Here is a 23,641-nt window from a genome sequence, read left to right on the forward strand (position 1 = left end):
GCATTCTCCTCGTTCGTCAATCCATCATCGGATAGCCAAGCAGGCCATGGGCCTCGGCCTGTAGCGCCCGGTGCATCTTGCCGAGGCGCCAGCTCGCCAGCATGTGGCCGTCGCTATCGTCCAGGCGAACCAACGGCCACAGCCCCTGTACGGAATTGCCCACCCAGACCGCCTCGGCGTCGAGCAGCGCCTCCGGCTTCGCGGCGACCTCGTCGATGGCGAGGCGTTCGAGCAGTGCAGCACGTAGCGTGCCAGCCACGCCACAGCGGTCCAGGCGCGGGGTTTCCAAGCGCCCGTTGCGCTGCCAGAAAAGATTCATCGCCGTCGCCTCCACCAGCACGCCGTCACTGTCGCAGACGAGCCCCTCGGCGACTTCCGGATCGCTCCACTCGGCCCGTGCCAGCACGTTCTCGAGACGCCCCAGGTGCTTGATCCCTGCCAGCAGCGGCTGAATACCCAGGCGCAGTCGGCAGTGACGAACCCGCACGCCCTGGCGCCAGGCATCGACAGCGGGCGAAAACGCCGTGACTTGCCAGGCCAGGCGCGGCTCGGGATCGCGTGGCGGGCAATAGCCACGGCCGCCACTGCCGCGGGTGACGACCAGCTTGAGAACGGCCAGTCCCCGTGGCGCCTCGACCAGTGGCGCCGCCAGGTCATGTTCGGCCGGCACGGGAATTCCCAGCGCATGACAGCCCTGTGCCAGGCGAGCCAGATGCTCATCCCACAGCCGGGGCTGGCCATCGTTCAGCAGAACGGTCTCGAAGAGACCGTCACCATAGGCCAGGCCGCGGTCCTCGATCGGCAGCGACGACGTCATCACGCTCGGGTGAAGACCAGCGTTCCGTTGGTGCCGCCAAAGCCGAAGGAATTGGACATGGCCACCTCGACCTGACGTTCGCGGGCGGTGTCGGGGACATAGTCCAGGTCGCAGCCTTCATCGGGGTCATCGAGGTTGATGGTCGGCGGCACCACCTGATCGCGAATCGCCAGCACCGAGAACACCGCCTCGACGGCACCGGCGGCACCCAGCAGATGGCCGATCATGGACTTGGTGGAACTGACCGACACGGACATGGCCGACTCGCCCATCACCTGTTTGATGGCGCGCGTCTCGGCAACGTCGCCGGCCTGAGTCGAGGTCCCATGGGCATTGATGTAGTCCACCGTAGCGGGATCGAGTCGCGCATCGCGGATGGCATTGCGCATGGAAAGCGCCGCACCGCTGCCATCCTCGGGCGGCGCCGTCATGTGATGGGCATCGTCGCTCATGCCGAAACCGGCCAGCTCGGCATAGATGGTCGCTCCGCGCGCCTTGGCGTGTTCGTACTCCTCCAGCACCAGCACCCCGGCTCCGTCGGAAAGCACGAAACCGTCACGGCCGCGATCCCATGGGCGACTGGCCGCCGCCGGGTCTTCGTTGCGCGTGGAAAGCGCACGCGCCGCGGAAAAGCCCCCCAGGCCCAGGGGGGTGGTGGCCATCTCGGCACCACCGCAGATCATCACGTCGGCATCACCGTAGGCGATGGTGCGAGCGCTGTAGCCGATGTTGTGCGTACCGGTGGTACAGGCCGTGGTGATGGCGATGTTGGGGCCGCGAAAGCCGTGCTGAATCGCCAGATTGCCGGAGATCATGTTGATGATCGAACCGGGCACGAAAAACGGCGAGATGCGTCGTGCACCGCCTTTGAGCAGGGCGTTGTGATTGTGCTCGATCATCGGCAATCCGCCGATGCCTGAGCCGACAGCCACGCCGATCCGCTCGGCGTTTTCCGCCGTGCACTCGAGACCGGCATCGCTGATGGCCTGGGCGCCGGCGGCAATCCCATACTGGATGAACAGATCCATCTTGCGTGCATCCTTGGGATTGAGGTAAGGGCTGATATCGAACCCCTTGACCGCCCCCCCGAAGCGCGTATTGAAGCTGCTGGCATCGAAATGCTCGATGGGGGCGATGCCGCTCTTGCCGGCCAGGATGTTCTCCCAGCTTTCCTCGACGGTGTTGCCCACCGGCGTGACCAAACCCAGCCCGGTCACCACTACTCTACGAGCCATCCGCTCTCCTCCAGACAACCTTGATGACGCGACCCGATGGGCCGCCATTGGCACGCATTATACCGAACTCACCCCCACCTAGGGGAGCCGCGCCCACAAAGCGGAAAGCCGCCCTGAGTTCAGGGCGGCTTTCCGTGGGCCTGGCATGCGGCCCCAGCGATTCGCATCGCTCGATTCACCTCAGCAAGCGGTGACGACCAAGCCCTCACTGATGGGCATTGACGTAATCAACGGCTTCCTGAACGGTGGTGATCTTCTCGGCTTCCTCGTCGGGAATCTCGGTGTCGAACTCCTCCTCGAGCGCCATGACCAGCTCGACGGTGTCCAGAGAATCGGCACCGAGATCCTCGGTGAAGGAGGAGCTGTTCTGGATGTCCTCTTCCTTGACGTTCAGGCGCTCGGCCACAACCTTCTTCACGCGCTCTTCGATGGTGCTCATTATGACGTACTCCAGTCGTTCAAGTTAGCCGTTCAGATGACCAGCCGGGTGGTCCGCAACCGCAAAGCTGCGGGGTAGTTTATAGACGGCCCCGGGTCGGCGCAACCGCCGACCCAGAGGCGCTTCAACGCATGTTCATGCCGCCATTGACCTGCAGCGTCTCACCGGTAATGTAGCCGGCACTCTCTCCGGTGAGAAAACCCACCGCTGCGGCGATCTCTTCCGGTTCTCCCAGGCGCGACAGCGGGATCTGTTTCAGCAGCATCTCGTGCTGCTCCTCGGGCAGCGCCTGGGTCATGTCGGTGGCGATGAATCCCGGCGCCACGGCATTGACCGTGATGGCACGCGCAGCCACTTCACGTGCCAGCGCACGCGTGAACCCCTCCATGCCTGCCTTGGCAGCCGCATAGTTGGTCTGCCCCAGGTTGCCCATCGTGGCCACTACCGAACTGATGTTGACGATACGCCCGAAGCGCGCCCGGGTCATCCCACGCAGACACGCCTTGGTAACGCGGTAGACCGACTTGAGGTTGGTGTCGAGCACCGCATCCCACTCGTCTTCCTTCATGCGCATCAGCAGGTTGTCGCGAGTGATGCCGGCATTGTTGACCAGAATGGCGGGAGCGCCGAACTCGTCGCCAATGCCCTTGATCAGCGCATCCACACTGGCCGGGTCGGTGACGTCCAGGGCACGCCCCGCCCCCTCGATGCCCTGGGCGCGCAGATATTCATCGATCTTCGCCGCACCGTCTTCGGTGGTGGCGGTACCGATCACCACGCGCCCCTGGCGTCCCAGCTCGTGGGCAATGGCGCGACCGATGCCACGACTGGCACCGGTGACCAGGGCGATTCTGCGTTCGCTCGTCATAGGTGTTTCCAATGGTTGTTTGGTTCCATGCCGGACTCCTGAGCCCAGCCTACTGATCCAGCGTCTCGCGGGCGAGCTCCAGGGCCGCCTCGAGGCTGTCCGGATCATTGACCGCCAGCCCCTTGCTGCCCCGCGCGATGCGTTTGCTCAGCCCGGTCAGTACCTTACCCGGCCCGCACTCGATGAAGACCTCGGCGCCATCGGCAGCCATCGCCTCGACGCAGGCCGTCCAGCGCACCGGCTGGTAAAGCTGCTCGATCAGGCGCGTGCGTAGCGTCTCCACGTCGGCATGCGCCTGAGCATCGACGTTCTGATAAACGGTGTAGCGCGGCGGACGCATGTCGAGCTCGGCCATGGCCGCTTCGAGCCGCTCGGCGGCGGGCCGCATCAGCTTGCAGTGCGAGGGTACCGATACCGGTAGCGGCATGGCTCGCTTGGCACCGGCTTCCTGGCAGGCTGCGATGGCGCGCTCCACGGCATCCGCGCTGCCGGCGATGACCACCTGACCGGGAGCATTGTAGTTGACGGCGGCAACCACATCACCCTGCGCCGACGCGGCACAGGCCGCCTCCACCTGCGCATCGTCGAGTCCCAGGATCGCCGCCATGGCACCCTCACCCTCCGGCACGGCCGCCTGCATCGCTTCCCCGCGAAGCCTCACCAGGCGAACCCCGTCGGCGAACCCCAGCACGCCGGCACTCACCATGGCACTGTACTCACCCAGACTGTGACCGGCCATGGCAGTGGGTCGCGGCCCTTCCAGTTCCTGCCACACGCGCCAGATCGACACGCTGGCCGTGAGCAATGCGGGCTGGGTGCAGGCCGTGGCGTTGAGACGTGTCTCCGGCCCTTCCTGGACCACTTTCCAGAGGTCGTAGCCCAGCGCATCGGACGCCTCCTCGAAGGTGGTGCGTACCACGCTATAGCGCTCGGCCAGCTCACGCAGCATGCCGACTTGCTGGGAGCCCTGCCCGGGAAAGACGAGGGCGAGGGGTTGAGTCATGTCATTCACCTTTACTCTTGTTGAGTGCTGTCCTGCCATTGGGACCGACCGCCGGCCAGCTCGCTGGCCAGATGCGACGGCAGATCCTGGTTCACCTCGCGAACGGCGCGCTGCACCGCATAGGCGAAACCGGTGGCCTCGGCGCTGCCGTGGCTCTTGATGACGATTCCGGCGAGCCCCAGCAGGCTGGCGCCATTGTAGCGGACCGGGTCGAGCTCGCTCTTGAGGCGACGCAACGCCGGCCGCGCCAGCAGCCCCAGCAGGCGACCGCTCCAGCGGGCCTCGAAGGTAGCCTGCACCCGCTCGATGAGCATGCGCGCCAACCCTTCACTGGCCTTGAGCACCGCATTGCCGACGAAGCCGTCGCAGACGATGACGTCGGCGGCACCGGCGAACACGTCGTCACCCTCGACGAAGCCGCAGTAATTCAGTGCCGCCCTGTCACGCAACCGCGCATCGGCCTCACGAACGACGGCACTGCCCTTGGTCCCTTCACTACCGACGTTGAGCAGGGCCACGCGAGGGGCGGCCAAACCATCCACATGCCGTGCCATGGCCTCGCCCATGAACGCGAAATCGACCAAGCGAGCGGCATTCACGTCAACGTTGGCGCCCAGATCGAGAAGGTAGCAGCGCCCTTCATTCCGGGTGGGAATCGCCGTGCTGATAGCAGGGCGGGGCATGTCCGCCACCATGCCGAGCTCGCGGCGCGACAGCGCCATCAGGGCAGCGGTGTTGCCGGCACTGACCCCAGCGTCCGCCCGCCCTCCGGCCAGATGCGCCAGCATGCGAGCCATGCTGGTATCCGCACCGCGACGCAGCGCTTCGGAGAGACGCTGATCCTGACGAATCACGTCGGGAGCATGATAGACGGACAAGCGCGACTCTGCCGCAGCGAAGTGCCGCGGCAGATTGGCGAGTTCGACTGCAAGCTGGTCATGCGGGCCGAACAGATCGACATGCAGACCCGGATGGTTCAGCGCGGCCAGCGCCGCACCCTGCACCACCGCACGGGGCCCTGAATCCCCCCCCATGACATCGATGGCGATCCGCACGCAGCACGACCCGGCGTTATCAACGAAACGTCAGCTCAGGCGTCCACGACCTTGCGGCCACGATAGAAGCCATCGGGAGAGACGTGATGGCGCAGGTGAGTGGTACCGGTCTCCTTGTCCTGGGACAGGGTCGGCGCACTCAGGGCGTCGTGGCTACGACGCATGCCGCGCTTGGAACGGGTCTTGCGGTTCTGTTGAACTGCCATGGGATCACACTCCAGAGTGAATCGATCAAGAAATCAGGTTTTGTCCTTGAGGCGCCGCAGCACCTCGAAGGGGCTGACGGCAGCCGGCGCCGGTGACTCCGCCGCCTTACCGCTGCTCAGCTGGTCGCGCGAAACGCTGCACTGCGCCTCGTCGTGGTAGACCGACTGGGGCAGGCTGAGGATCAACTCATCCTCCACCGTCGCCAGCAGGTCCAGCTGTTCGTTTTCCACCAGCACCGGTTCGTGGGTACTCGGCAGGTCGGCCGCCAGCGCATCGCTGGTTACCATGCCCAGCAAGAATTCGCTCTCGACCTGCTGAGCCATGGGCACTAGGCAGCGCCGACAAGGCAGCTGCAACTCGGCCTTGAGGCGACCGTGAATCTCACGCCGCCCCTGGGCATCGATGGCGAAGTCGAGCCACACCGAACAGTCGCCTCTCTGCTCTCCCACCTGTTCAGCCAGACGCACGAACCCACCCAGGGCCACCAAGCCCTCGAGGCGTTCGGCACGGGCAGCGAGCTTGTAAGGCTCGACCCAGTCGGGAAGTCGTGAGGTCAACATAGGCGCGCAATGATAGGCACTCCCCCCGCCCCTGTCAAAGCCGCTGCGTCGGCAGCGTAACATGGCATACTGACTCGCCACTCGAGCGTTTCGCTCACCCACTTACCGTTTCAGGAGCCATGCATGTCGCGCCTCGTTCTCGCTTCCGGCTCGCCTTTCCGCCGCCAGCTACTCGACCGCCTTGGTCTGTCCTATGCATGGGCCAGTCCGAACATCGACGAGACGCCCCGGTCCGGAGAGTCGCCACAAGCCTTGGTACACCGCCTGGCGCTGGCCAAGGCCAGCCACCTGGCCGACGACTATCCGGCCCACTTGATCATCGGCTCCGATCAGGTTGCCGCGTTCGATGGCGACATCCTCGGCAAACCCGGCGACACCGAGAGCGCATGCGCCCAGCTAATGCGTTTCTCGGGGCAGCGGGTACGCTTCCTTACCGGACTGGCGCTGCTCGACACAGCCAGCGGCCGGCATTGGGTATGCCACGAGCGTTTCGACGTGGTGTTCCGCGAGCTGAGCGAGGCCGAGATCGCCGCCTACGTCGAGCGCGAACAGCCGCTGGACAGCGCCGGCAGCTTCCGCATGGAGGGGCTGGGCATCGCCCTGTTCGAACGCCTGGAGGGAGACGACCCCAATGCCTTGATCGGCCTCCCCTTGATCCGCCTGTGCGCCCTGCTGCGCGAAGCGGGGCTGGACCCCCTCAAGCCATAAGCTGGAAGCTGGCAGCTGGAAAACAGCATGTTGCCTCCGCAACCAGAGCCCGGGGTTTTCTTCCAGCTTCAAGCTTAAGCCTGCGAAGCAGGCGTGCTTCCAACTCCAGCTCGCCCTAGGGGGCGAGCTGGTAACGTACCGGCGAACCACTTTCCGGCACGCCCAGCCACTCCAAGGCCACCCGACCGAAGCGCCGGCCCAACCGCTCGAACGGATCGAGCTTGGGCGTGTAGTCGTGCAGCCGCACTTCGCCGAGACGGCTTCGCGCCACGCCTTCGATGCTGTCCAGACCATCGATCAGCCCCAACGACAGCGCCTGCTCACCGCTCCAGATGAGCCCGCTGAACAGCGCCTCGTCATCCGCCAGGCGATCTCCTCGGCCTTCGCGCACGGCGTCGATGAACTGCCGATGCGTGGTCTCGAGCACCGACTGCCAGAAACGACGCTGATCCGGGGCCACCTCGGAGAAAGGGTCGAGAAAGGCCTTGTTTTCGCCGGCGGTATAGACGCGGCGCTCCACGCCGAGGCGATCGATGGCCTCCTCGAAGCCGAAGCCGGAGAAGATGACCCCGATGGAGCCCACCAGGCTGGCCGGTGAAGCGACGATCTCATCGGCCGCCGCGGCAACATAGTAGGCCCCGCTGGCACCCACGTCCTCGATCACCGCGATGATCGGCTTGTCGCCCTGCTCGCGCAGTCGCATGATCTCGTCGAACACCCGCTGCGACTGCACCGGACTGCCACCGGGGCTATCGATGTACAGCACCACCGCCTCTGCACCCGGCGACTCCCAGGCCCGGTTGAGCCCGGCGATGAGCCGCTCGGCGCTGGCCGGCGCTTCCGCGTCGATGGCTCCCCTCAACTCCACCACCCCCAGGTGCGGGCGCTCGGGCTCACCGGTCATCGCCCCAGCGAAGAGGAGACCGTACAGCGTGGCGGAGAGCGCGCCCAGAATCAGCACGACGAAGACGAAACGGAAGAAGAGTTTCCAGCGACGACTGCGACGCTGCTCGGCCAGCACGCCGCCCACCCAGCGGTCGAGCATCTCCACCTGAGCCAGCCGCTCGCGAGCCTGCAGCGTCTCGGCGTCTTCGCGGCCGGACTCCGTCTCCGCCGAGGACGGTAGTGGCTCGCGCCCCCCACTCGGTGGCGATGCCTCGCCTTGGGTCCAGGGATCGTTGCGCTTGTCGTCGCTCATTTCAACGCGTACTCCTGTTGACGAATTGCCAGGTCATGGCGAACCGAAGGGACAGGCTCAACGATCCAGCCAATCGAACAGTGCCGCAACGCTCTCGGCCGTGTAAACGGGGCGACTCGCCTCGAGCCGCGCCGGTGCGTGCACACCCCAGGTAACGGCTACCCGGTCCATGTCCATTGCCCGCGCCATTTCCAGGTCGTACTCGGTATCGCCCACCATCACCGCCGCGCCGACATCGACGCCCAGCTCGGCCAGAAGCTCCTCGAGCATCAGCGGATGGGGCTTGGAGCGTGTCTCGTCGGCGGTTCGACTGGCATGGAACCAGTGGCCGCTATCGCTTTCACGGAAGCCGCGATCGAGCCCTTTGCGACTCTTGCCGGTGGCCACTGCCAAACGCCGCCCGGGCGGGACGCGCAAACGCGCGACCCCCTCGTTCACACCGGGGAAGAAGCGCATGGGAGTGGTATCGCCCTGCACGAAATGGAACGCGTAACGGCTGCGCAGCAGCTCCGCGCGTTCGGCATCGATGCCGGGACAGAGACGTGCAATCGCCTCGGGCAGCCCCAAGCCGATGATGTCGCGCACCGCCTCGTCGGACAGCGCTCCCCAGCCCGCCTCGTGGGCAGCTGCCTGCATGCTGGACACGATGCGAGCGGCAGAGTCCATCAGGGTGCCGTCCCAGTCGAAGATCACCAGTCGGTAACGCATCGCCTCTCCGCTTTGTCATCGGCAGTCGTGTATTGGCTGACCCGGCGCCTAACCGAGCGTCCTGGCGCGCATGAGCACGCCCTCCAGATCATCGGGCAGCGGCGCGCGAATCTGCACCGGCCGACCGCTGGTCGGCTCCGGAAAGGTGAGTGCCGCCGCATGCAGGAAGAGTCGCGACAGACCCAGTTGCCTGGCCAGCGCCTTGCCCTCGCGGGAACCGTACTTGTCATCGCCCAGCAAGGCATGCCCGGCATGCACGGCATGGACGCGAATCTGGTGGGTGCGACCGGTGAGCGGCTCCGCCTGCACCAGGGTGACCTGGGGCATGGCCTCACGCACCGCGAAGCGAGTGCGCGCCACTTTTCCCGCGGGGTCGACCCGAACGCGACGCTCGCCGTTCCCCAGGGTATAGCGGTCCAGGCGTGCGCTGACGAAGTCGCGACGGGTCGGCCAGCGCCCCGCCACCAGGGCGAGATACTGCTTGTCCATGCGCTGCTGCTTGAGCGACTCGTTCAGCGCCAGCAACGCCGGGCGCGATTTGGCCAGCAGCAGGCAACCGGAGGTATCGCGATCGAGACGATGCACGAGTTCCAGAAAATCGAGATCCTCGCGCACCTGACGCAGCGCCTCGATCAGTCCGATCTTGACGCCGCTGCCACCATGCACGGCCAGCCCCGCCGGCTTATTGATCACCAGCCAGTCCCGTCCTTCGAGCAGGACGCTGCCGGCCAGCAGGTTGCGCAGATTGTCGCTGACTTCGCGGACCGCCTCACGAGGCGACAGCCTGAGCGGAGGAATGCGCACCATGTCGCCGGTCGCCAGACGCGTATCGGCCTTGACGCGTTTCTTGTTCACCCGCACCTCACCCTTGCGCACGATACGGTAGACAAGCGCACGCGGCACGCCCTTGAGACGCGTGACCAGGAAGTTGTCGATACGCTGGCCGGCCTGGCCCTCGCCCACTTCCACCCACTGCACATCGCGTCCTTCGGTCATGGCTCTCCCGCTCGAGAAGTCGTTGTGAATCGGCATTCTATCGCACTGCAGTACATTCTGCGCCAATTGCCGCTCCCCCCCATTGCTGCTATATTGCCAGCTCGCTCGGATGGATCCCTTCGGTCCCCTAGCGCCTGCCCGACAGACACGCAGGCCGGAGCGACGAAATCGGGCCGCGACGACCCACCCGAAGATGCTGCACATATCGACGAATGAGACGAGTCGCAACGCCGCCATTCGCTCATGCAGGCATTTGTGCCGCGTTTCCGGGACGGTCCCGCCGCCGACGAGTGGACCCAGAAACAGACAAGCAGTAACGCCACGCCCGGATCCCGCTTGCCCCCACGGGCGCGAGCAGTGGCCACGGGAATCGTTCAACATCGTGTCGGTGGCCGGCGTTGGCGAATCGATGAATGCCAGGTGTCTGGTGGAGACCGCAGGGCCGGATGGGCATAGAACCCCACCGAGACACGTCTTGCCTCCACCGCGTACTCAACAGGATCATGTCGTATCGGGCTCAAGCGACCCGGTACCGATCGGGCGCCACTGCGCATCCGCGACATGCGCTGAGCACAAGCACGCAGCACCAGCGGTTCGCCGTCGCCAAGGCTCGCCGACGCATTCAGTTTGCGAGACGACATGAAACGCATGCTCATCAATGCGACCCAGCCGGAAGAGCTGCGGGTCGCCCTGGTCGATGGACAACGCCTCTACGACCTGGACATCGAGTCCGGTGCCCGGGAGCAGAAGAAAGCCAACATCTACCGCGGCCGCATTACCCGCGTCGAACCCTCCCTGGAAGCCGCCTTCGTCGATTTCGGCGCCGAACGCCACGGCTTTCTGCCCCTCAAGGAAGTGGCCCGTGAGTACTTCCTCAAAGAGACCTCCGGGCGACCCAGCATCAAGGAGGTGCTCAAGGAAGGCCAGGAAGTCATCGTGCAGGTGGACAAGGAAGAGCGCGGCAACAAGGGAGCGGCGCTGACCACTTTCATCAGCCTGGCCGGACGCTTCCTGGTGCTGATGCCCAACAATCCCCGCGCCGGCGGCATCTCGCGGCGCATCGAGGGTGAGGAGCGCAGCCAGCTCAAGGACGCCATGGGTCAGCTCACGGTGCCCGACAAGATGGGCGTCATCGTACGCACCGCCGGCATCGGCCGCTCCCCCGAAGAGCTGCAGTGGGATCTCGACTACCTCGTGCAGGTGTGGGAAGCGATCACCGAGGAGGCCGGCAAGCGCCCGGCCCCCTTCCTGATCTACCGCGAATCCAACGTCATCATTCGTGCCATGCGCGACTACCTGCGCCAGGACATCGGCGAGGTACTGATCGATAGCGAACAGGTGCATCAGGACGCGCTCTCTTTCATCCGCCAGGTGATGCCCTCCTACCAGCAGAAAATCAAGCTCTACGCCGACGAGGTACCGCTGTTCTCGCGATTCCAGATCGAGTCGCAGATCGAGACCGCCTACGAGCGCGAGGTCAAGCTGCCCTCCGGCGGCTCCATCGTCATCGACCACACCGAAGCGCTGGTTTCCATCGACATCAACTCGGCGCGCGCCACCCGCGGCAGCGACATCGAGGAGACGGCCCTACAGACCAACGTGGAGGCCGCCGACGAGATCGCCCGTCAGCTGCGCCTGCGCGACATCGGCGGTCTCGTGGTTATCGACTTCATCGACATGAGCCCCGCGCGCAACCAGCGCGAGGTCGAGAACCGCATGCGCGACGCGCTCAAGCTCGACCGCGCTCGGGTTCAGATCGGCCGCATCTCGCGCTTCGGCCTGATGGAGATGTCGCGTCAGCGGCTGCGCCCTTCGCTGGGCGAGACCAGCGGCGTGGTCTGCCCGCGCTGCAACGGCCAGGGCACCATTCGCGACGTGCGCTCCATCTCGCTGTCCATCATGCGCCTGATCGAAGAAGAGGCCATGAAGGAGCGCAGCGCCCAGATTCGCGCGATCCTGCCGGTACCCGTCGCCACCTATCTGCTCAATGAAAAGCGCAACGTGCTGGCCGACATCGAGCGCCGCCAGGAAGTGCGTCTGCTGGTGCTGCCGAGCCCCGACATGCACACACCGCACTACGACGTGCAGCGCCTGCGCGACGACCACGTCGAGGAAGAAGGCATCCTCGACAAGTCGAGCTTCGAGCTCTCCACCGACAGCGAAGTCGGCAAGGAACCGGATACCGGCACCGCCAAACCCGCCGCGCGTGCCGAAGCCGCGGTCAAGACGGTGATCCACAACGAGCCGGCTCCCGCCTCGCTGCAGCAGCAGCCCCCCAGTCCGCCAGCGACGTCCCCCTCTCTGCCGGCTCCCGCCGGCGTACTCGGTCGTCTGGTGAAAGGCGTCGCCAAATGGCTCGGCAGCGACGAGGCCAGCGAAGCCGAAGCCCCGGCCGCGAGTCCCAAGCCGAGCGACAAATCCACCCAAGACACGCGTGGCAGCAGAGAGTCGCGCAGCGACCGTGGCCGAAACCGTCCGCCGCGCAACGATGCACGCAATGAAGGCCGTCATCAGGGCAATCAGAGCCGCTCTTCGGAAGCCGGCCGTGGCGATGCGCGCAGCGATGGTGACGAAGGACGGCGCGGCAGCCGTGGTGGCCGTGGACGCGACACGCCCCAGACGGACAAACCGTCAGCACGAGACAACAATCGCGGACGCGATGCCACCCGCAAGACACCAGTCGACAAAACGGCTGACAAGCCCTCCGGCAACGGCAAAGCGAGCGAAAAGCCAACCCGCGAAAAAGCGGCAGACACTGCCAAGGGCGACAGCGGCAAACCCAAGCGCACGCGCAATAACCCGCGCAGCCGCACTCGCCAGCACGCCATCAAGCCCGAGGCAGAAGCCGAGCAGCAGCGCCTGCAGGCAGAGGCCGACGAGGCCAAGGCAGCGGACCCCACCACCGAAATAACGGCAGAGGTCGCCGAGGCCAGGCCGGCAAACAAGCCCGCCGAGCCCAAGGCCGACGCACCCAAAGCCGAGGCCAAACCGGCAGACAAGACCGCCGAGCCCAAGGCCGATGCGCCCAAGCCTCAGGCCAAGCCGGCAGACAAGCCCGCCGAGCCCAAGGCCGAAACGCCCAAGCCCGAGGCCAAGTCGGAAGACAAGCCCGCCGAGCCCAAGGCCGATGCGCCCAAGCCCGAGGCCAAGCCGGCAGACAAGCCCGCCGAGCCCAAGGCCGACGCGCCCAAGCCCGAGGCCAAGCCGGCAGACAAGCCCGCCGAGCCCAAGGCCGAAACGCCCAAGCCCGAGGCCAAGCCGGCAGACAAGCCCGCCGAGCCCAAGGCCGACGCGCCCAAGCCCGAGGCCAAGCCGGCAGACAAGCCCGCCGAGCCCAAGGCCGACGCGCCCAAGCCCGAGGCCAAGCCGGCAGACAAGCCGGCAGACAAGCCCGCCGAGCCCAAGGCCGACGCGCCCAAGCCCGAGGCCAAGCCGGCAGACAAGCCCGCCGAGTCCAAGGCGGAGGGCACCAAGAAAACCGCAACGGAGTCCCCCGAGTCCAACCGCCGTCGGCGGCGCCGGGCACACAATGACCCGCGCGAGATCCGTCGCCGCGAACAGGAAGCCAAAGCGCAGCAAGGCAACCAGGGGTAAGGCTCCGCGCGTCACCCACCATCGCCCGCTTGCCAGCGGGCGATGGTGTTTTAGGGGGCTATCAAACGCGGCTCGCGCTGCAGGGTCACACCGAAACGAGCCTGCACTCGCTCGATGATCCGTTCGGCAAAGGCCAGCAGCTCCACGGCACTCCCCCCACCGAAGTGCACCAGTACCAAGGCCTGACGGTCGTGGACGCCGAAGTGCCCTTCACGCCAGCCCTTCAGGCCGCACTGGTCGATTAGCCAGGCGGCGGCGAGCTTCACCCGGCCATCAGCCTGAGAAAAGTGTGGCAGCGCCGGATATTCGTCCAACAGGCGCTGAGCCAGCTCTGCCGGCACCACGGGATTGTGGAAGAAGCTGCCGGCATTGCTGAGCTCGGCAGGATCGGGAAGCTTCTCGCGACGCACGGCGCACACCGCCCGGGCCACTGCCATCGGCGTGGGTTTTTTCACCACGCGGCTCGCCAGATCGCCATAGTCGAGGCGCGGCCGAGGCGTGCGGGACAGGCGTAGTACCAGACGCACGATCACCACCCGGCCACTCAGCTCACGCTTGAAGATGCTGTCACGATAGCCGAAGCCGCACTCGCCAGCCCTCAATACCGCCTCATGCCCATCATCGAGATGCAGCAGATGAACCGACTCGAGTACCTCGCCGAGCTCCACGCCATAGGCGCCAATGTTCTGGATCGGCGCTGCCCCGCAATGGCCGGGAATCAGCGCCAGGTTCTCGGTTCCCCACAGGCCACGTTCGGCCAGCGCCATCACCAGATCATGCCAGCCGACGCCAGCTTCGGCAGTCACTCGCACCGTATCGCCTGCCCCGGCCTCCACCCACCAGCGGTCCATGGCCGGCTGGATCACCAGGCCCGGCAGACGTTGCGGCAATATTAGATTGCTGCCGCCACCCAGCAGGGTCAGCGGCCAGCCCTGCACACGCCCCTCGGTCAACGCCTCACGAAGCTCACCGAGATCCCGCGGGGCGGCAAAATGCTCGGCCAAGCACGGCAGCCCCAGCGTATTGGCACCGCTCAGATCATGCTCGGCGTGGATCGCAACGCTCAAGACCGCTGTGCCTCCAGGCGTTCGCGCAGGGTTTCGACGAGCCCGCGGGAGGCCTCCTCGACCAAGTCGATCACCTCCTCGAAACCGGGCTCTCCACCATAGTAAGGATCGGGTACGGCACGCTCGGAATAGCCGGCATAGGTCAGGAACAGTACCGCCTCGGCCCGGCTGTCGGCCGGCCGCTGTGCTTCGATGGCCGCCAGGTTGTCATGATCCATGGCCAGCAGATAATCGAAGCGGTAGAAGTCCTCGACGGCCAACTGGCGAGCCCGCTGAGCGGAAAGATCGATGCCGCGGCGCAGCGCCGCCGCCTGGGCGCGTGAATCCGGAGCCTTGCCCACGTGCCAGGACCCGATGCCGCAGGAATCCACGCCGACGATGTCTTCCAGACCGTCCTTGGCCAGTTGGCGGCGAAACACCCCTTCGGCGGTGGGCGAACGGCAGATGTTGCCAAGACACACGAACAGCACTCGCATCATCCTTCTCCTTCCGGTGCTCCAAACAGCTTGCGGAGTCGCGCCAGGTCCTCTTCGGTATCGACGCCGCCCGGGTTGGGCTCGGCAGCCATGGCCACCTGGATGGCGTGACCATGGTGCAGCGCGCGCAACTGCTCGAGCTGCTCGAGCTGCTCCAGCGGCGCCGGCGCCCAGTCGCGATAGTCGGTGAGAAAGCTCGCCCGGTAGGCATAGAGGCCGATATGGCGCAACCAGGCATCGGTCGCCAGCATCTCGGGGCGCGCGACGAAGTGCTCGCGATCCCAGGGGATAGGCGCGCGGGAGAAGTAGAGCGCCCGCCCGGACAGGGCGCGCACCACCTTGACCACATTGGGATTGAATAGCGTCTCGACGTCCATGATCGGCTCGGCCAGGGTGGCAATGGACGCCTCGGGATCATCATGCAGGCGCGCCGCTACCTGATTGACCAGGGCCGGCGGAATCAGCGGCTCGTCGCCCTGAACGTTGACTAGCACGGCCTCGTCGGCCAGCGCCAGCGTCTCGGCCACTTCGGCGAGACGGTCGGTGCCCGAGGCATGATCGGGGCGCGTCATCACCACCTCGGCACCATAAGGGGCCAGGGCCTCGCGGATACGCTCGTCATCGGTGGCCACTACCACGCGAGAGGCCGAACTGCCACAAGCGCGACGCCACACGTGGGCTATCATGGGTTCGCCGGCGATCTCGGCCAGAGGCTTGCCGGGCAGCCGCGAGGAGGCGTAGCGGGCGGGAATGACCGCCAGAAAGGAACGCTTCGACACCTCCATCACCCCTCCCCGAGGCGCCCGGGAGACTCGGGCAGCTTCTCGTCGGCATCCATGCGCCGCGCCTCTTCGGGCAGCATCACCGGAATGCCGTCGCGCACCGGGTAAGCCAGGCCATCGAAGTGGCACCGCAGTTCATGGGTCTCGCGGTCGTACTTCAGCTTGCCTTTGCACAGCGGGCAAACCAGCATCGCCAGCAATTCCTTGTCCATCTTCTACCTCCGCCATTCAAAAGGGAGCGTCTCTTCATCCATTGGCACCGGGCCGGCAGCACGCATTCAGTCGCTGGTCGAGCCAGGCGACGAAGCCGGCGTCCGGCTCGGCTTCCACTTCCAGCACCCAGGTGTCGGCGGGCGCCAGGTCGTCACACTTTTCGGCATCCTTGGCCGTCATCACCACTGGCCGGCCGTCGTCAAAGGTCAGATCCGCAGCGGTATAGCGATGGTGATCCCCCAGGGCATGAGGCACGCTCGTCACGCCCAGAGCCTTCAGCGTGGCGAAGAAGCGCTGAGGGTGGCCTATGCCGGCCACCGCATGCACCGGGCCGACGAAGGGCAGCGGTGCCAACCCTCGAACTTCCCCGTCCGCGAGGCGTCGCCAGCGTGCCGGCTGTAGACGAAACGTCCATGCGCCAGGCGGCGACGTGAAGGCCGGTTCGCCGTTGACCAGCACCGCATCCACCGTATCCAACCGCGACAGCGGCTCGCGCAGCGGTCCGGCGGGCAGGCAGCGACCGTTACCGAACCCCCACCGGCCATCGACCACCACCAGTTCCAGATCGCGCCCCAACGCCAGGTGCTGCAAGCCATCATCGCTGATCAGAATATCGCAGCCGGCCTCGATCAACGCCCGGGCGCCACGCGGTCGATCCGGATCGACCACCACCGGTGCACCGGTCTGCCGCGCCAGCATGCGCGGTTCGTCGCCACACTCGGCAACCGGTGTCTCACGAGTCACCGCCAACGGATAGTGCAGCGCACGGCCACCATAGCCGCGCGACACGATGCCAGGCCGCCATCCGCGGGCAGTGAGATGCCCCACCAGCCAGGCAGTGAGCGGCGACTTGCCGCTGCCACCCAGCGTCAGATTGCCGACCACGATCACCGGCACGCCAGCCTGCCACACCGCACGCCGACCGGCATGGAAGCTCGCGGCGCGATGCGTTACTCCCCAGCGATAGAGCGCTTCCAGCGGGCACAGCAGGTTGAGCCATGGGGCCCCGCGGTAAGCAGCCTTTAGCCAACGCTCGCCCAGCGAACCGCTCATGTCGCGTTCGCCTCCTGAAACTGCAGCCGATGCAGAGCGGCATAGGCGCCATCGTGGGCCAGCAACTCGGCATGGGTACCCTGCTCGATGATGGCCCCCTGCTCCATCACCAGAATGCGATCGGCACGCTCGATGGTGGAGAGGCGGTGGGCGATCACCAGGGTGGTTCGCCCACGGCACACCTCTTCCAGTGCCGCTTGGATATAGCGTTCCGATTCGGTATCCAGCGCCGAGGTAGCCTCGTCGAGCACGAGTAGCGGCGCATCCTTGAAGATTGCCCGGGCAATGGCCAGACGCTGGCGCTGGCCGCCGGAGAGCATCACGCCGTTATCGCCCACTACCGTATCGTAGCCGTTCGGCAGCCGCTCGATGAACTCATCGGCATGGGCCGCGCGTGCCGCGGCACGAATATCGGCCAACTCGGCATCGGTCTCGCCATAGGCGATATTGTCGGCGATGCTGGCATTGAACAGGGTGACCTGCTGGGAGACCAGCGCGATCTGGCGACGCAACGGTGCCAGGCGGTACTCATCCAGGGGCACGTCGTCGATGAGCACGCGCCCGGCAGTCGGCCGGTAGAACCGCGGCAGCAGTCCCACCAGGGTCGACTTGCCGCTTCCCGAGCGGCCGACGATGGCGATCATTTCGCCCTCGTGCACGCGCAGGTCGATGCCCTTGAGCACCTCGGGCTGGTCGGCGCCATAGCGAAAGCGGACTCCCTCGAAGCACACCCGGCCAGCCAGGCGGCCCGGAACGTACCGACCTTCATCCGGCTCGGCGGGCTCATCGAGCAGGCCGAACAACTCGCCGGTGGCTGCGATACCCTTCTGAACCTCGCTGTTGATCTCGGTGAGCTGGCGTACCGGCTTGGCCATCAGCGAGGCCGCCGTGATGAAGGCCACGAACTCGCCAGGGGTCATCTCGGCCATCAGCGTCGGCGACATGGCAAACCACACCAGCACGGCCAGCGCCAGGGCCACCAGCAGTTGGATTACCGGCGTGCTAACTGCCTTGGTCAGGGCCTCCTTCATGCTCTGCTGGCGGTTGTAGTCGCTGGCGGCAGCGAAGCGTGCCTTCTCGAACGCCTCGGCACCGTGAGTGCGCACCACGCGATAGCCGGAGAGGGCCTCGGAAGCAACGTGGGTGACGTCGCCCATGGAGTGCTGGATGCGCTGCGACAAGCGTCGAAAGCGCTTGCTGGCATAGCTGACCACGCCGGCGATCAACGGCGTTACCGCCAGGAACAGCAGCGTCAACATCCAGTTGGTCCATATCAGATAGCTGATCAGCCCGATCACGAAGAGCCCCTCGCGCAGCAGAATGGTCACCGCCTTGGTGGCCGCCCCGGTCACCTGTTCCACGTGGTAAGTAACCCGCGAGATGAGATGACCGCTGGAATGGGCATCGAAGAAGCGCCCCGGCAGGTGCAGCATATGATCGAAGACGTTGCAGCGCAGCGCGTGGACCACGTTGCGCGCCACGCTGCTCATGAAGTACGTGCCCAGAAAGGTACCGAGCCCGCGAGCGGCGAACATGCCGACCACGAAGAGCGGCAGGAAGAGGCGAAAGGTGGCATCCGGATTCTGGATGCCGTCGATGAGCCGTTTCATCATCTCCGCCAGAGCGGTGCTCGAAGCGGCATAGATGGCGTAGCCCAGAATGGCCAGCGCAAACGCACGCCAGTAGGGCTTCACGTAGCCGAGCAGGCGCTTGTAGAGGCTCCAGCCGGAGTGAGAATTCACGGACGCTCCGCTTGGGTGGTTGATGACTGTATTTCCCGGGTGGCGATGCGCACCTGACGAATGTCCAATGCCCCTGCCCTGTCGAGCGCCCGCACCACGTCGGCATGGGCGGCACGCGCATCGGCCTCGAGCACCAGGCCGTGCTCTCGGGCCTGGGAGGCCCGTTCGTCCATCGCTCCGGCAAGGGCATCGGCCGACAGGGTCCTCTCACCGAGACGATAGTCGCCCTTGGCGGTGACCACCAGCGTCACCGGCGCCGTCTCCAGGGCCGCACCGGTCTCGCTCTCGGGAAGCGTGAGCTCGAGAGCCTGGCGGGTCTCGAACGTCGTGGAAACCATGAAGAAGATCAGCAGCAGGAAGACGACGTCGATCAACGGGGTGAGGTTCACCTCCACCGGATCACGGCGCCGGCGCACGAACTTCACGGGCGCTTCGCTCCCGCCGCGCGGCCATCGTCCACGGTTGCCGAGACGTCGGCTGACGGTGCAGGCGCCGCTGTCTGGCGTTCGGCAAGATCGAGGCGGTCCGGGTGATGGGCGAGAAACTCCACCACCTGGCTCGCCTGTTCCTCCATGCGCACGGTGATGTCCTCCACGCGACGCAGGAAGTAGCGATGGAACATCAACGCAGGAACGGCCACGGTGAGCCCCGCCGCCGTGGTCACCAGTGCGCGCGAGATACCGCCGGCCAGGTCGGCGGTGCGTCCGGCTCCGTCTCCGGCAACGATCACCGAGAACACCTCGATCATCCCCACGACGGTACCCAACAAGCCGATCAAGGGAGCGATGGCCGCAATGGTGCCCAACGGGCTCAGGAAACGCTCCATATCGTGAATCACTGCCGTGGCGGCTTCCTGTAGCCGTGCGCGGACCTGCTCGTGCCCCAGCCGCACGTTGCGCAGGCCCACCGCCAACACGCCGCCCAGCGGCGAGTGCGCCTCCAGCCAGTAAAGGTTGACCTGGCCTCGCGATACCAGCGAGCACACTTCCTGGCCCAGTCCATAGGGGGCGATTCGAGCGGAACGCAGGGTCCACAGCCGCTCGATGATGATCACCGTGGCCACCAGCGAGCAGCCCAGCAGGGGCACCATCAGCCACCCCCCGGCAACGAGCGCCTCGATCATGTCCATGGTCAACTCTCCTCATGGCCGCGGCGGCAGCCGGGCGAATTCAGTGAGGCGATTCTACCGCATGGCAGACGCCTTCGACACCGCCGCGCCGCGACACCGCCGGGCGCGAGGCGCTGACGACATCGCCCTGACCCCGCCCCAGCCAGACGGTCAGCGCCCCGTCCAGCGCCGTGCTCCACAGGCAACTGCCGGAACGTCTGAAACGCCGCACCACCTCATCGGCAGGGTGTCCGTAACCGTTGAAGCGCCCGGCACTGAACACCGTATGACGCAGGGAGAGGGTCTGCACGAACTGGGCCCCCGAGCTGGTCGCGCTGCCATGGTGACCGGCCACCAGCAGCGTCACCGCCCCCCCGACGTCTTCGACGAAAGCACGCTCCCACTGACGCCCCACATCGCCGGTGATCAGCAACCGCTCGTCTCCGGCAGTGACCTCCAGGACGCAGGAACGGTCGTTGCTGGACAGGTGGGCGGCCCGCGGTGGCGGCCACAACACGCGATAATGCACGTCGTCGCGCTGCCAACTCAGGCCACGCCGACAGGGCCTCACCGGCACACCCAGCACCGCATCGACGGGCGCCAGGTAAGCATCGACGGAGTGACGTTCGACCAGTGCTCCCAGCCCGCCGGCATGGTCTCGATCGGCATGGCTGACGAGCACGGTGTCGAAGTGCTGCCCCGGCGGCCACAGGGCCTGGATTGGCGCGAAGCCCGAGCCGAAGCGTGGGCCAGTGTCGTAGAGCAGACGATAACCGGCACTGCGCAGCTCGATCAGTTGCCCCTGCCCCACGTCCTGCACTCGCACCCGCAGCACACCGGGTGGAATGTCCGGCGTCTCCAGACCGATGAGCGCCATGCCCAGTAGCAGCGTGCCCAACCAGCGAAGGCTGGCGGCAACTCCCGGCAACGCCCACAGCACGGCGATCGCCCCCAGCAGCAAAGCCAGCGGCAGCACCGTTTCGGGCTCGGGCCACCACAGCGGCAGCCAGGCGACGGCCATCTTCAGCAGGTGAGCCAACCCCTGCGCCAACCAATCGAAGCTCTGCCAGCACAGGCTCGACAGCGGCTCGATGGGCAGCAGCAGCCATCCAGCCAGCCCGAGCGGCACCATCAGCGTGCTGACCAGTGGCACTGCCAGCAGGTTGACCAGCGGTGCCGCCGGCGCCATTCGTGAAAAGGCGAGCAGCACGGCCGCAGCCATCAGTGGCGCCAGCAGAAGCTGTGTGCGCACCAGCGCCCAGACCCAGCCGCTCAGACCTCCAGGCCGAGGTCGCCCTTGCCAGATGAGGATGAGCAGCGCCACAGCCAGGAAGGAGAGCCACAACCCGGGGCGCCATGCCGCCAGCGGATCGCACAGCACCACCAGCCCTAGCGCCAACCACCAGCCCTGCCAGGGACCCGGGGCATGTCTACCGCTGGCGACCCACAATCCGACCAGCGTCATCAGCATGGCTCGCAGCGCCGGTGGCTCCATTCCGGCCAGAGCGGCATAGCCGACGGCAGCCGCTCCGGCCAGCCACCAGGGCCACACGGCCAGCCGCCAGCGACCCGGCGCGAGCATTCGTGCGATCCCGCGCGCTATCAGCAACGCGACGGTGGCCACCAGTCCCACATGGAGTCCGGAAATCACCATCAGGTGAGTGGTGCCGCTGGCATTGAGAAGGTCCCAATCGTCACTGGCCAATTGCTCGTCGGCGCCCAGCGTCAGCGCCGCCAGCCAGCGCGAACCCAACGGCGACAAGGCGTGCGACTCCAGTTGCTCCAGAGCGCGGGATGACAGCGACGCGCTCGCCGCGACCAACCGCCGAGGGGCCGGGTCACGCCGCACGTAACCGGTCGCATGAATGCCTTCGCGCCATAGCCAGGCGCGATAGTCGAAGGTTCCGGGGTTGGCGAAACCGCTCGGCGGGCGCAGGCGCACCGTCAATGCCCAGCGCTCGCCAGGCTGCATGGGTGGCGCCGCATAGTGGTTCAGCCGAATCCGCCCCAGGGAGTCGCAAGAGGGGCGTTCGGCTACCAGAGGCCGACAGGAGTCGACGTGCAGCGTCAGTCGGGTGAGCTCACTCTCGCGACTCACTGTCTCCAGGCGCCCCTCGACGGCCAGGTCATCACCCAGCAGCCCCTGCGGCAGCTCTGCCGCTCTGGCCGACAATACGCCATGGGCCGTCGTGGCCATCGCCAGGGCCAGGAACAGGCAGCGCCAGCGCCCCGCTGCTGCCATCATCAACACCGCCAAGGCCCAACCGATGGCCAGCCCGGGCGGCGCCAGCCAACCCAGGCCCACGCCAGAGAGGGCCGCCAACGCCAGAGGCATCGCCATGCCGGTCTCCCATACCGGCTCAGACGCGCACGCATCCTTGTGCATCGTGGCCTCTCCCAATCGCTCTATGGAGATCGGTGGCCAAGCCGTGACATGGCGAGGCCCCCGCCATCCATGGATAATAGCGCGAATCCCGTCAGTCGCGAGCCGAGTCGCCATGCCGCGCCGATTCCTGCAGCGCTACTTGCCCCACCCCGAAACGCTGCGACGCCAACGCTCGCTGCGTTTGCTCGGCGGCCTGACCGCCGACCCGGGCCTATGGGTGCTTTCGCGACGTAGCGTGGCCAACGCGTTTTCGGTGGGGTTGTTCAGCGCCATGCTGCCGATCCCCTTTCAGATGGCACTGGCCGCCTTCGGCGCCTGGCTGATCCGCTGCAATCTGCCCCTCTCGGTAGGCCTGGTCTGGATCACCAATCCATTGACCATGCCGCTGATCTTCTATGGCAACTATCGGGTCGGCACCTGGGTGATGGGAACGCGGGCCAGCGAAGCGCCGGCGCGACTATCGACGCGCTGGATCGCCGAACGCATGGCCGACATCCTGCCCGCTCTTGCCGTCGGATCCGTGATCATGGCCTGCGTAGCCGCCCTGCTTGGCAACGTGATGATCCGGCTGATCTGGCGCTGGCAGGTCTCACGCAGTTGGAAACGGCGCCGTCTGCGCCGCCGCCGGCCTCGTCGCGACGAGGCCGACGAGTGACGAGGCTACACCGTCGCCAGCGCCCCTCAGCTGCCCTGGCACTGTTCGGTCAGCCGTCCGCCGTCCAGCTTCAGCACGCGATCCTGATGGGCGGCCAGCGCCGTATCGTGGGTCACCACCACGAAGGCGCAGGCAGTGGTGCGGGCCAGTTCATCCATCATCGCCAGGATGCTCGCCGCCGTGGCCTGATCGAGATTGCCGGTGGGCTCGTCCATCAGCACCAGGCTGGGATCGGTGACCAGCGCCCGGGCAATGGCCACCCGCTGGCGCTCACCGCCGGAGAGCTCCCCGGGCTTGTGATCGGCGCGTGCTGCCATGCCCACTTTGTCCAGCAGCTCGAGAGCGCGTGACTCAGCGGCCTTCTTGCGCAGACCGCGCACGATCAGCGGCAGAGCCGCATTCTCCACGGCCGTGAACTCCGCCAGCAGATGGTGAAACTGATAGACGAAACCGATGTGGCGGTTGCGGAAGCTTCCCAGCTCGGCACTGCCGAGGTCGAGCAGTGTCTCTCCGGCGATGCGCACGTCACCGCGGCTCGGGCGGTCGAGTCCGCCCAGCAGGTTGAGTAATGTCGTCTTGCCGGAGCCGGAACTGCCCACCACGGCCACCCGCTCGCCGGCATGCACCTCGAGCGACAAACCATCCAGCACGGTAACGTCCTGGGGGCCTTCGCGATAGATGCGCGTCAGGTCGTGGCAGGCCAGCATCACGGTCCGTTCGCCGTCGGTCTCAGGGGGTGCCATGGCATGAGCCTCCTTGGGAATGGCGCGA

The 23,641-nt window shown here is 66.3% G+C and carries 24 protein-coding genes; 3 read left to right on the forward strand and 21 right to left on the reverse strand.

What is annotated here, in order from left to right; genetic code table 11:
• Window positions 1-16: 16 nt before the first annotated feature.
• From pabC to GFD32_RS10955, 8 genes are all read right to left on the reverse strand, one after another.
• The gene (gene pabC, locus GFD32_RS10920; RefSeq protein WP_163576559.1) at window positions 17-817 is read right to left on the reverse strand and encodes an aminodeoxychorismate lyase; all 801 of its coding nucleotides are present in this window, start codon (window positions 815-817) and stop codon (window positions 17-19) included.
• On the reverse strand, window positions 817-2,052 hold the full coding sequence (gene fabF, locus GFD32_RS10925; protein WP_163576560.1) for a beta-ketoacyl-ACP synthase II: 1,236 nt from the start codon (window positions 2,050-2,052) through the stop codon (window positions 817-819). Before fabF ends, pabC begins: the two co-directional genes overlap by 1 nt.
• 205 nt (window positions 2,053-2,257) lie before the next feature.
• The gene (gene acpP / locus GFD32_RS10930; RefSeq protein ID WP_016854353.1) at window positions 2,258-2,491 is read right to left on the reverse strand and encodes an acyl carrier protein; all 234 of its coding nucleotides are present in this window, start codon (window positions 2,489-2,491) and stop codon (window positions 2,258-2,260) included.
• Between the two features lie 124 nt (window positions 2,492-2,615).
• Entirely contained in the window at window positions 2,616-3,359 is a 744-nt protein-coding gene (gene fabG, locus GFD32_RS10935; RefSeq protein WP_163576561.1) for a 3-oxoacyl-ACP reductase FabG, read from the reverse strand.
• A 49-nt stretch (window positions 3,360-3,408) separates the two neighbouring features.
• Window positions 3,409-4,362 carry an ACP S-malonyltransferase gene (gene fabD, locus GFD32_RS10940; RefSeq protein WP_163576562.1) on the reverse strand — a complete coding sequence of 318 codons (954 nt, stop codon included), beginning with the start codon at window positions 4,360-4,362 and terminating at the stop codon, window positions 3,409-3,411.
• A gap of 11 nt (window positions 4,363-4,373) precedes the next feature.
• Window positions 4,374-5,417: a phosphate acyltransferase PlsX gene (plsX, locus tag GFD32_RS10945; RefSeq protein ID WP_163576564.1), complete on the reverse strand. Its 1,044-nt coding sequence runs from the start codon at window positions 5,415-5,417 to the stop codon at window positions 4,374-4,376.
• 35 nt (window positions 5,418-5,452) lie between these two features.
• The gene (rpmF, locus tag GFD32_RS10950; protein WP_021820795.1) at window positions 5,453-5,623 is read right to left on the reverse strand and encodes a 50S ribosomal protein L32; all 171 of its coding nucleotides are present in this window, start codon (window positions 5,621-5,623) and stop codon (window positions 5,453-5,455) included.
• 33 nt (window positions 5,624-5,656) lie between these two features.
• On the reverse strand, window positions 5,657-6,184 hold the full coding sequence (locus GFD32_RS10955; RefSeq protein WP_163576566.1) for a YceD family protein: 528 nt from the start codon (window positions 6,182-6,184) through the stop codon (window positions 5,657-5,659).
• A gap of 123 nt (window positions 6,185-6,307) precedes the next feature.
• On the opposite strand from GFD32_RS10955, the gene GFD32_RS10960 reads away from it, so the two are divergent.
• On the forward strand, window positions 6,308-6,892 hold the full coding sequence (locus GFD32_RS10960) for a Maf family protein (RefSeq protein WP_163576569.1): 585 nt from the start codon (window positions 6,308-6,310) through the stop codon (window positions 6,890-6,892).
• 115 nt (window positions 6,893-7,007) lie between these two features.
• Here GFD32_RS10960 and GFD32_RS10965 read toward each other — a convergent pair whose 3' ends face one another.
• From GFD32_RS10965 to GFD32_RS10975, 3 genes are read right to left on the reverse strand one after another with little or no spacing between them, the layout of a single operon-like run.
• Window positions 7,008-8,090 carry a S49 family peptidase gene (locus tag GFD32_RS10965; protein WP_163576571.1) on the reverse strand — a complete coding sequence of 361 codons (1,083 nt, stop codon included), beginning with the start codon at window positions 8,088-8,090 and terminating at the stop codon, window positions 7,008-7,010.
• Window positions 8,091-8,147: 57 nt separating this feature from the next.
• On the reverse strand, window positions 8,148-8,798 hold the full coding sequence (locus tag GFD32_RS10970) for an HAD family hydrolase (RefSeq protein ID WP_163576573.1): 651 nt from the start codon (window positions 8,796-8,798) through the stop codon (window positions 8,148-8,150).
• Window positions 8,799-8,846: 48 nt separating this feature from the next.
• Window positions 8,847-9,794, reverse strand: coding sequence for an RluA family pseudouridine synthase (locus GFD32_RS10975; RefSeq protein WP_163576575.1), 948 nt, complete (start codon window positions 9,792-9,794; stop codon window positions 8,847-8,849).
• Between the two features lie 639 nt (window positions 9,795-10,433).
• Here GFD32_RS10975 and rne point away from each other — a divergent pair.
• Entirely contained in the window at window positions 10,434-13,388 is a 2,955-nt protein-coding gene (gene rne / locus GFD32_RS10980) for a ribonuclease E (protein ID WP_163576577.1), read from the forward strand.
• Window positions 13,389-13,438: 50 nt separating this feature from the next.
• Here the strand turns inward: rne and murB are convergent, their stop codons facing one another.
• The 9 genes from murB to GFD32_RS11025 are packed head-to-tail and all read right to left on the reverse strand — an operon-like array spanning window position 13,439 to window position 22,170.
• A complete protein-coding gene (gene murB, locus GFD32_RS10985; RefSeq protein ID WP_163576579.1) occupies window positions 13,439-14,455 on the reverse strand; it encodes a UDP-N-acetylmuramate dehydrogenase in 1,017 nt (338 codons plus the stop codon).
• Window positions 14,452-14,931, reverse strand: a complete 480-nt coding sequence (locus GFD32_RS10990) for a low molecular weight protein-tyrosine-phosphatase (protein WP_163576778.1) — start codon at window positions 14,929-14,931, stop codon at window positions 14,452-14,454. Before GFD32_RS10990 ends, murB begins: the two co-directional genes overlap by 4 nt.
• Complete coding sequence (kdsB, locus tag GFD32_RS10995; protein ID WP_163576581.1) at window positions 14,931-15,716, reverse strand: 3-deoxy-manno-octulosonate cytidylyltransferase; 786 nt, start codon at window positions 15,714-15,716, stop codon at window positions 14,931-14,933. Before kdsB ends, GFD32_RS10990 begins: the two co-directional genes overlap by 1 nt.
• Window positions 15,716-15,925: a Trm112 family protein gene (locus tag GFD32_RS11000; RefSeq protein ID WP_163576583.1), complete on the reverse strand. Its 210-nt coding sequence runs from the start codon at window positions 15,923-15,925 to the stop codon at window positions 15,716-15,718. Before GFD32_RS11000 ends, kdsB begins: the two co-directional genes overlap by 1 nt.
• Window positions 15,926-15,959: 34 nt before the next feature.
• A complete protein-coding gene (gene lpxK / locus GFD32_RS11005) occupies window positions 15,960-16,979 on the reverse strand; it encodes a tetraacyldisaccharide 4'-kinase (protein WP_163576585.1) in 1,020 nt (339 codons plus the stop codon).
• Entirely contained in the window at window positions 16,976-18,721 is a 1,746-nt protein-coding gene (msbA, locus tag GFD32_RS11010; RefSeq protein WP_163576587.1) for a lipid A export permease/ATP-binding protein MsbA, read from the reverse strand. Before msbA ends, lpxK begins: the two co-directional genes overlap by 4 nt.
• The gene (locus GFD32_RS11015) at window positions 18,718-19,146 is read right to left on the reverse strand and encodes an ExbD/TolR family protein (protein ID WP_163576593.1); all 429 of its coding nucleotides are present in this window, start codon (window positions 19,144-19,146) and stop codon (window positions 18,718-18,720) included. The genes msbA and GFD32_RS11015 overlap by 4 nt, the downstream gene beginning before the upstream one ends.
• Complete coding sequence (locus GFD32_RS11020) at window positions 19,143-19,850, reverse strand: MotA/TolQ/ExbB proton channel family protein (RefSeq protein WP_240455609.1); 708 nt, start codon at window positions 19,848-19,850, stop codon at window positions 19,143-19,145. Before GFD32_RS11020 ends, GFD32_RS11015 begins: the two co-directional genes overlap by 4 nt.
• Window positions 19,851-19,890: 40 nt before the next feature.
• The gene (locus GFD32_RS11025) at window positions 19,891-22,170 is read right to left on the reverse strand and encodes a DNA internalization-related competence protein ComEC/Rec2 (protein ID WP_163576595.1); all 2,280 of its coding nucleotides are present in this window, start codon (window positions 22,168-22,170) and stop codon (window positions 19,891-19,893) included.
• A gap of 157 nt (window positions 22,171-22,327) precedes the next feature.
• Here GFD32_RS11025 and GFD32_RS11030 point away from each other — a divergent pair, with 157 nt between their 5' ends.
• Entirely contained in the window at window positions 22,328-22,870 is a 543-nt protein-coding gene (locus GFD32_RS11030; protein ID WP_163576597.1) for a DUF2062 domain-containing protein, read from the forward strand.
• A gap of 26 nt (window positions 22,871-22,896) precedes the next feature.
• Here GFD32_RS11030 and GFD32_RS11035 read toward each other — a convergent pair whose 3' ends face one another.
• Window positions 22,897-23,613, reverse strand: a complete 717-nt coding sequence (locus GFD32_RS11035) for an ABC transporter ATP-binding protein (RefSeq protein WP_240455624.1) — start codon at window positions 23,611-23,613, stop codon at window positions 22,897-22,899.
• Window positions 23,614-23,641 lie beyond the last annotated feature (28 nt).

This window comes from Halomonas faecis (assembly GCF_010993975.1).
Classification (GTDB): domain Bacteria; phylum Pseudomonadota; class Gammaproteobacteria; order Pseudomonadales; family Halomonadaceae; genus Halomonas; species Halomonas faecis.

Excerpts from the sequence above, each read along its gene's own strand:
- pabC (WP_163576559.1), bottom strand. The coding sequence starts at position 817 with ATGACGTCGTCGCTGCCGATCGAGGACCGCGGCCTGGCCTATGGTGAC.
- fabF (WP_163576560.1), bottom strand. The coding sequence starts at position 2,052 with ATGGCTCGTAGAGTAGTGGTGACCGGGCTGGGTTTGGTCACGCCGGTG.
- acpP (WP_016854353.1), bottom strand. The coding sequence starts at position 2,491 with ATGAGCACCATCGAAGAGCGCGTGAAGAAGGTTGTGGCCGAGCGCCTG.
- fabG (WP_163576561.1), bottom strand. The coding sequence starts at position 3,359 with ATGACGAGCGAACGCAGAATCGCCCTGGTCACCGGTGCCAGTCGTGGC.
- fabD (WP_163576562.1), bottom strand. The coding sequence starts at position 4,362 with ATGACTCAACCCCTCGCCCTCGTCTTTCCCGGGCAGGGCTCCCAGCAA.
- rpmF (WP_021820795.1), bottom strand. The coding sequence starts at position 5,623 with ATGGCAGTTCAACAGAACCGCAAGACCCGTTCCAAGCGCGGCATGCGT.
- GFD32_RS10955 (WP_163576566.1), bottom strand. The coding sequence starts at position 6,184 with ATGTTGACCTCACGACTTCCCGACTGGGTCGAGCCTTACAAGCTCGCT.
- GFD32_RS10960 (WP_163576569.1), top strand. The coding sequence starts at position 6,308 with ATGTCGCGCCTCGTTCTCGCTTCCGGCTCGCCTTTCCGCCGCCAGCTA.
- GFD32_RS10965 (WP_163576571.1), bottom strand. The coding sequence starts at position 8,090 with ATGAGCGACGACAAGCGCAACGATCCCTGGACCCAAGGCGAGGCATCG.
- GFD32_RS10970 (WP_163576573.1), bottom strand. The coding sequence starts at position 8,798 with ATGCGTTACCGACTGGTGATCTTCGACTGGGACGGCACCCTGATGGAC.
- GFD32_RS10975 (WP_163576575.1), bottom strand. The coding sequence starts at position 9,794 with ATGACCGAAGGACGCGATGTGCAGTGGGTGGAAGTGGGCGAGGGCCAG.
- rne (WP_163576577.1), top strand. The coding sequence starts at position 10,434 with ATGAAACGCATGCTCATCAATGCGACCCAGCCGGAAGAGCTGCGGGTC.
- GFD32_RS10990 (WP_163576778.1), bottom strand. The coding sequence starts at position 14,931 with ATGCGAGTGCTGTTCGTGTGTCTTGGCAACATCTGCCGTTCGCCCACC.
- kdsB (WP_163576581.1), bottom strand. The coding sequence starts at position 15,716 with ATGGAGGTGTCGAAGCGTTCCTTTCTGGCGGTCATTCCCGCCCGCTAC.
- GFD32_RS11000 (WP_163576583.1), bottom strand. The coding sequence starts at position 15,925 with ATGGACAAGGAATTGCTGGCGATGCTGGTTTGCCCGCTGTGCAAAGGC.
- lpxK (WP_163576585.1), bottom strand. The coding sequence starts at position 16,979 with ATGAGCGGTTCGCTGGGCGAGCGTTGGCTAAAGGCTGCTTACCGCGGG.
- GFD32_RS11020 (WP_240455609.1), bottom strand. The coding sequence starts at position 19,850 with ATGGACATGATCGAGGCGCTCGTTGCCGGGGGGTGGCTGATGGTGCCC.
- GFD32_RS11025 (WP_163576595.1), bottom strand. The coding sequence starts at position 22,170 with ATGGCGATGCCTCTGGCGTTGGCGGCCCTCTCTGGCGTGGGCCTGGGT.
- GFD32_RS11030 (WP_163576597.1), top strand. The coding sequence starts at position 22,328 with ATGCCGCGCCGATTCCTGCAGCGCTACTTGCCCCACCCCGAAACGCTG.
- GFD32_RS11035 (WP_240455624.1), bottom strand. The coding sequence starts at position 23,613 with ATGGCACCCCCTGAGACCGACGGCGAACGGACCGTGATGCTGGCCTGC.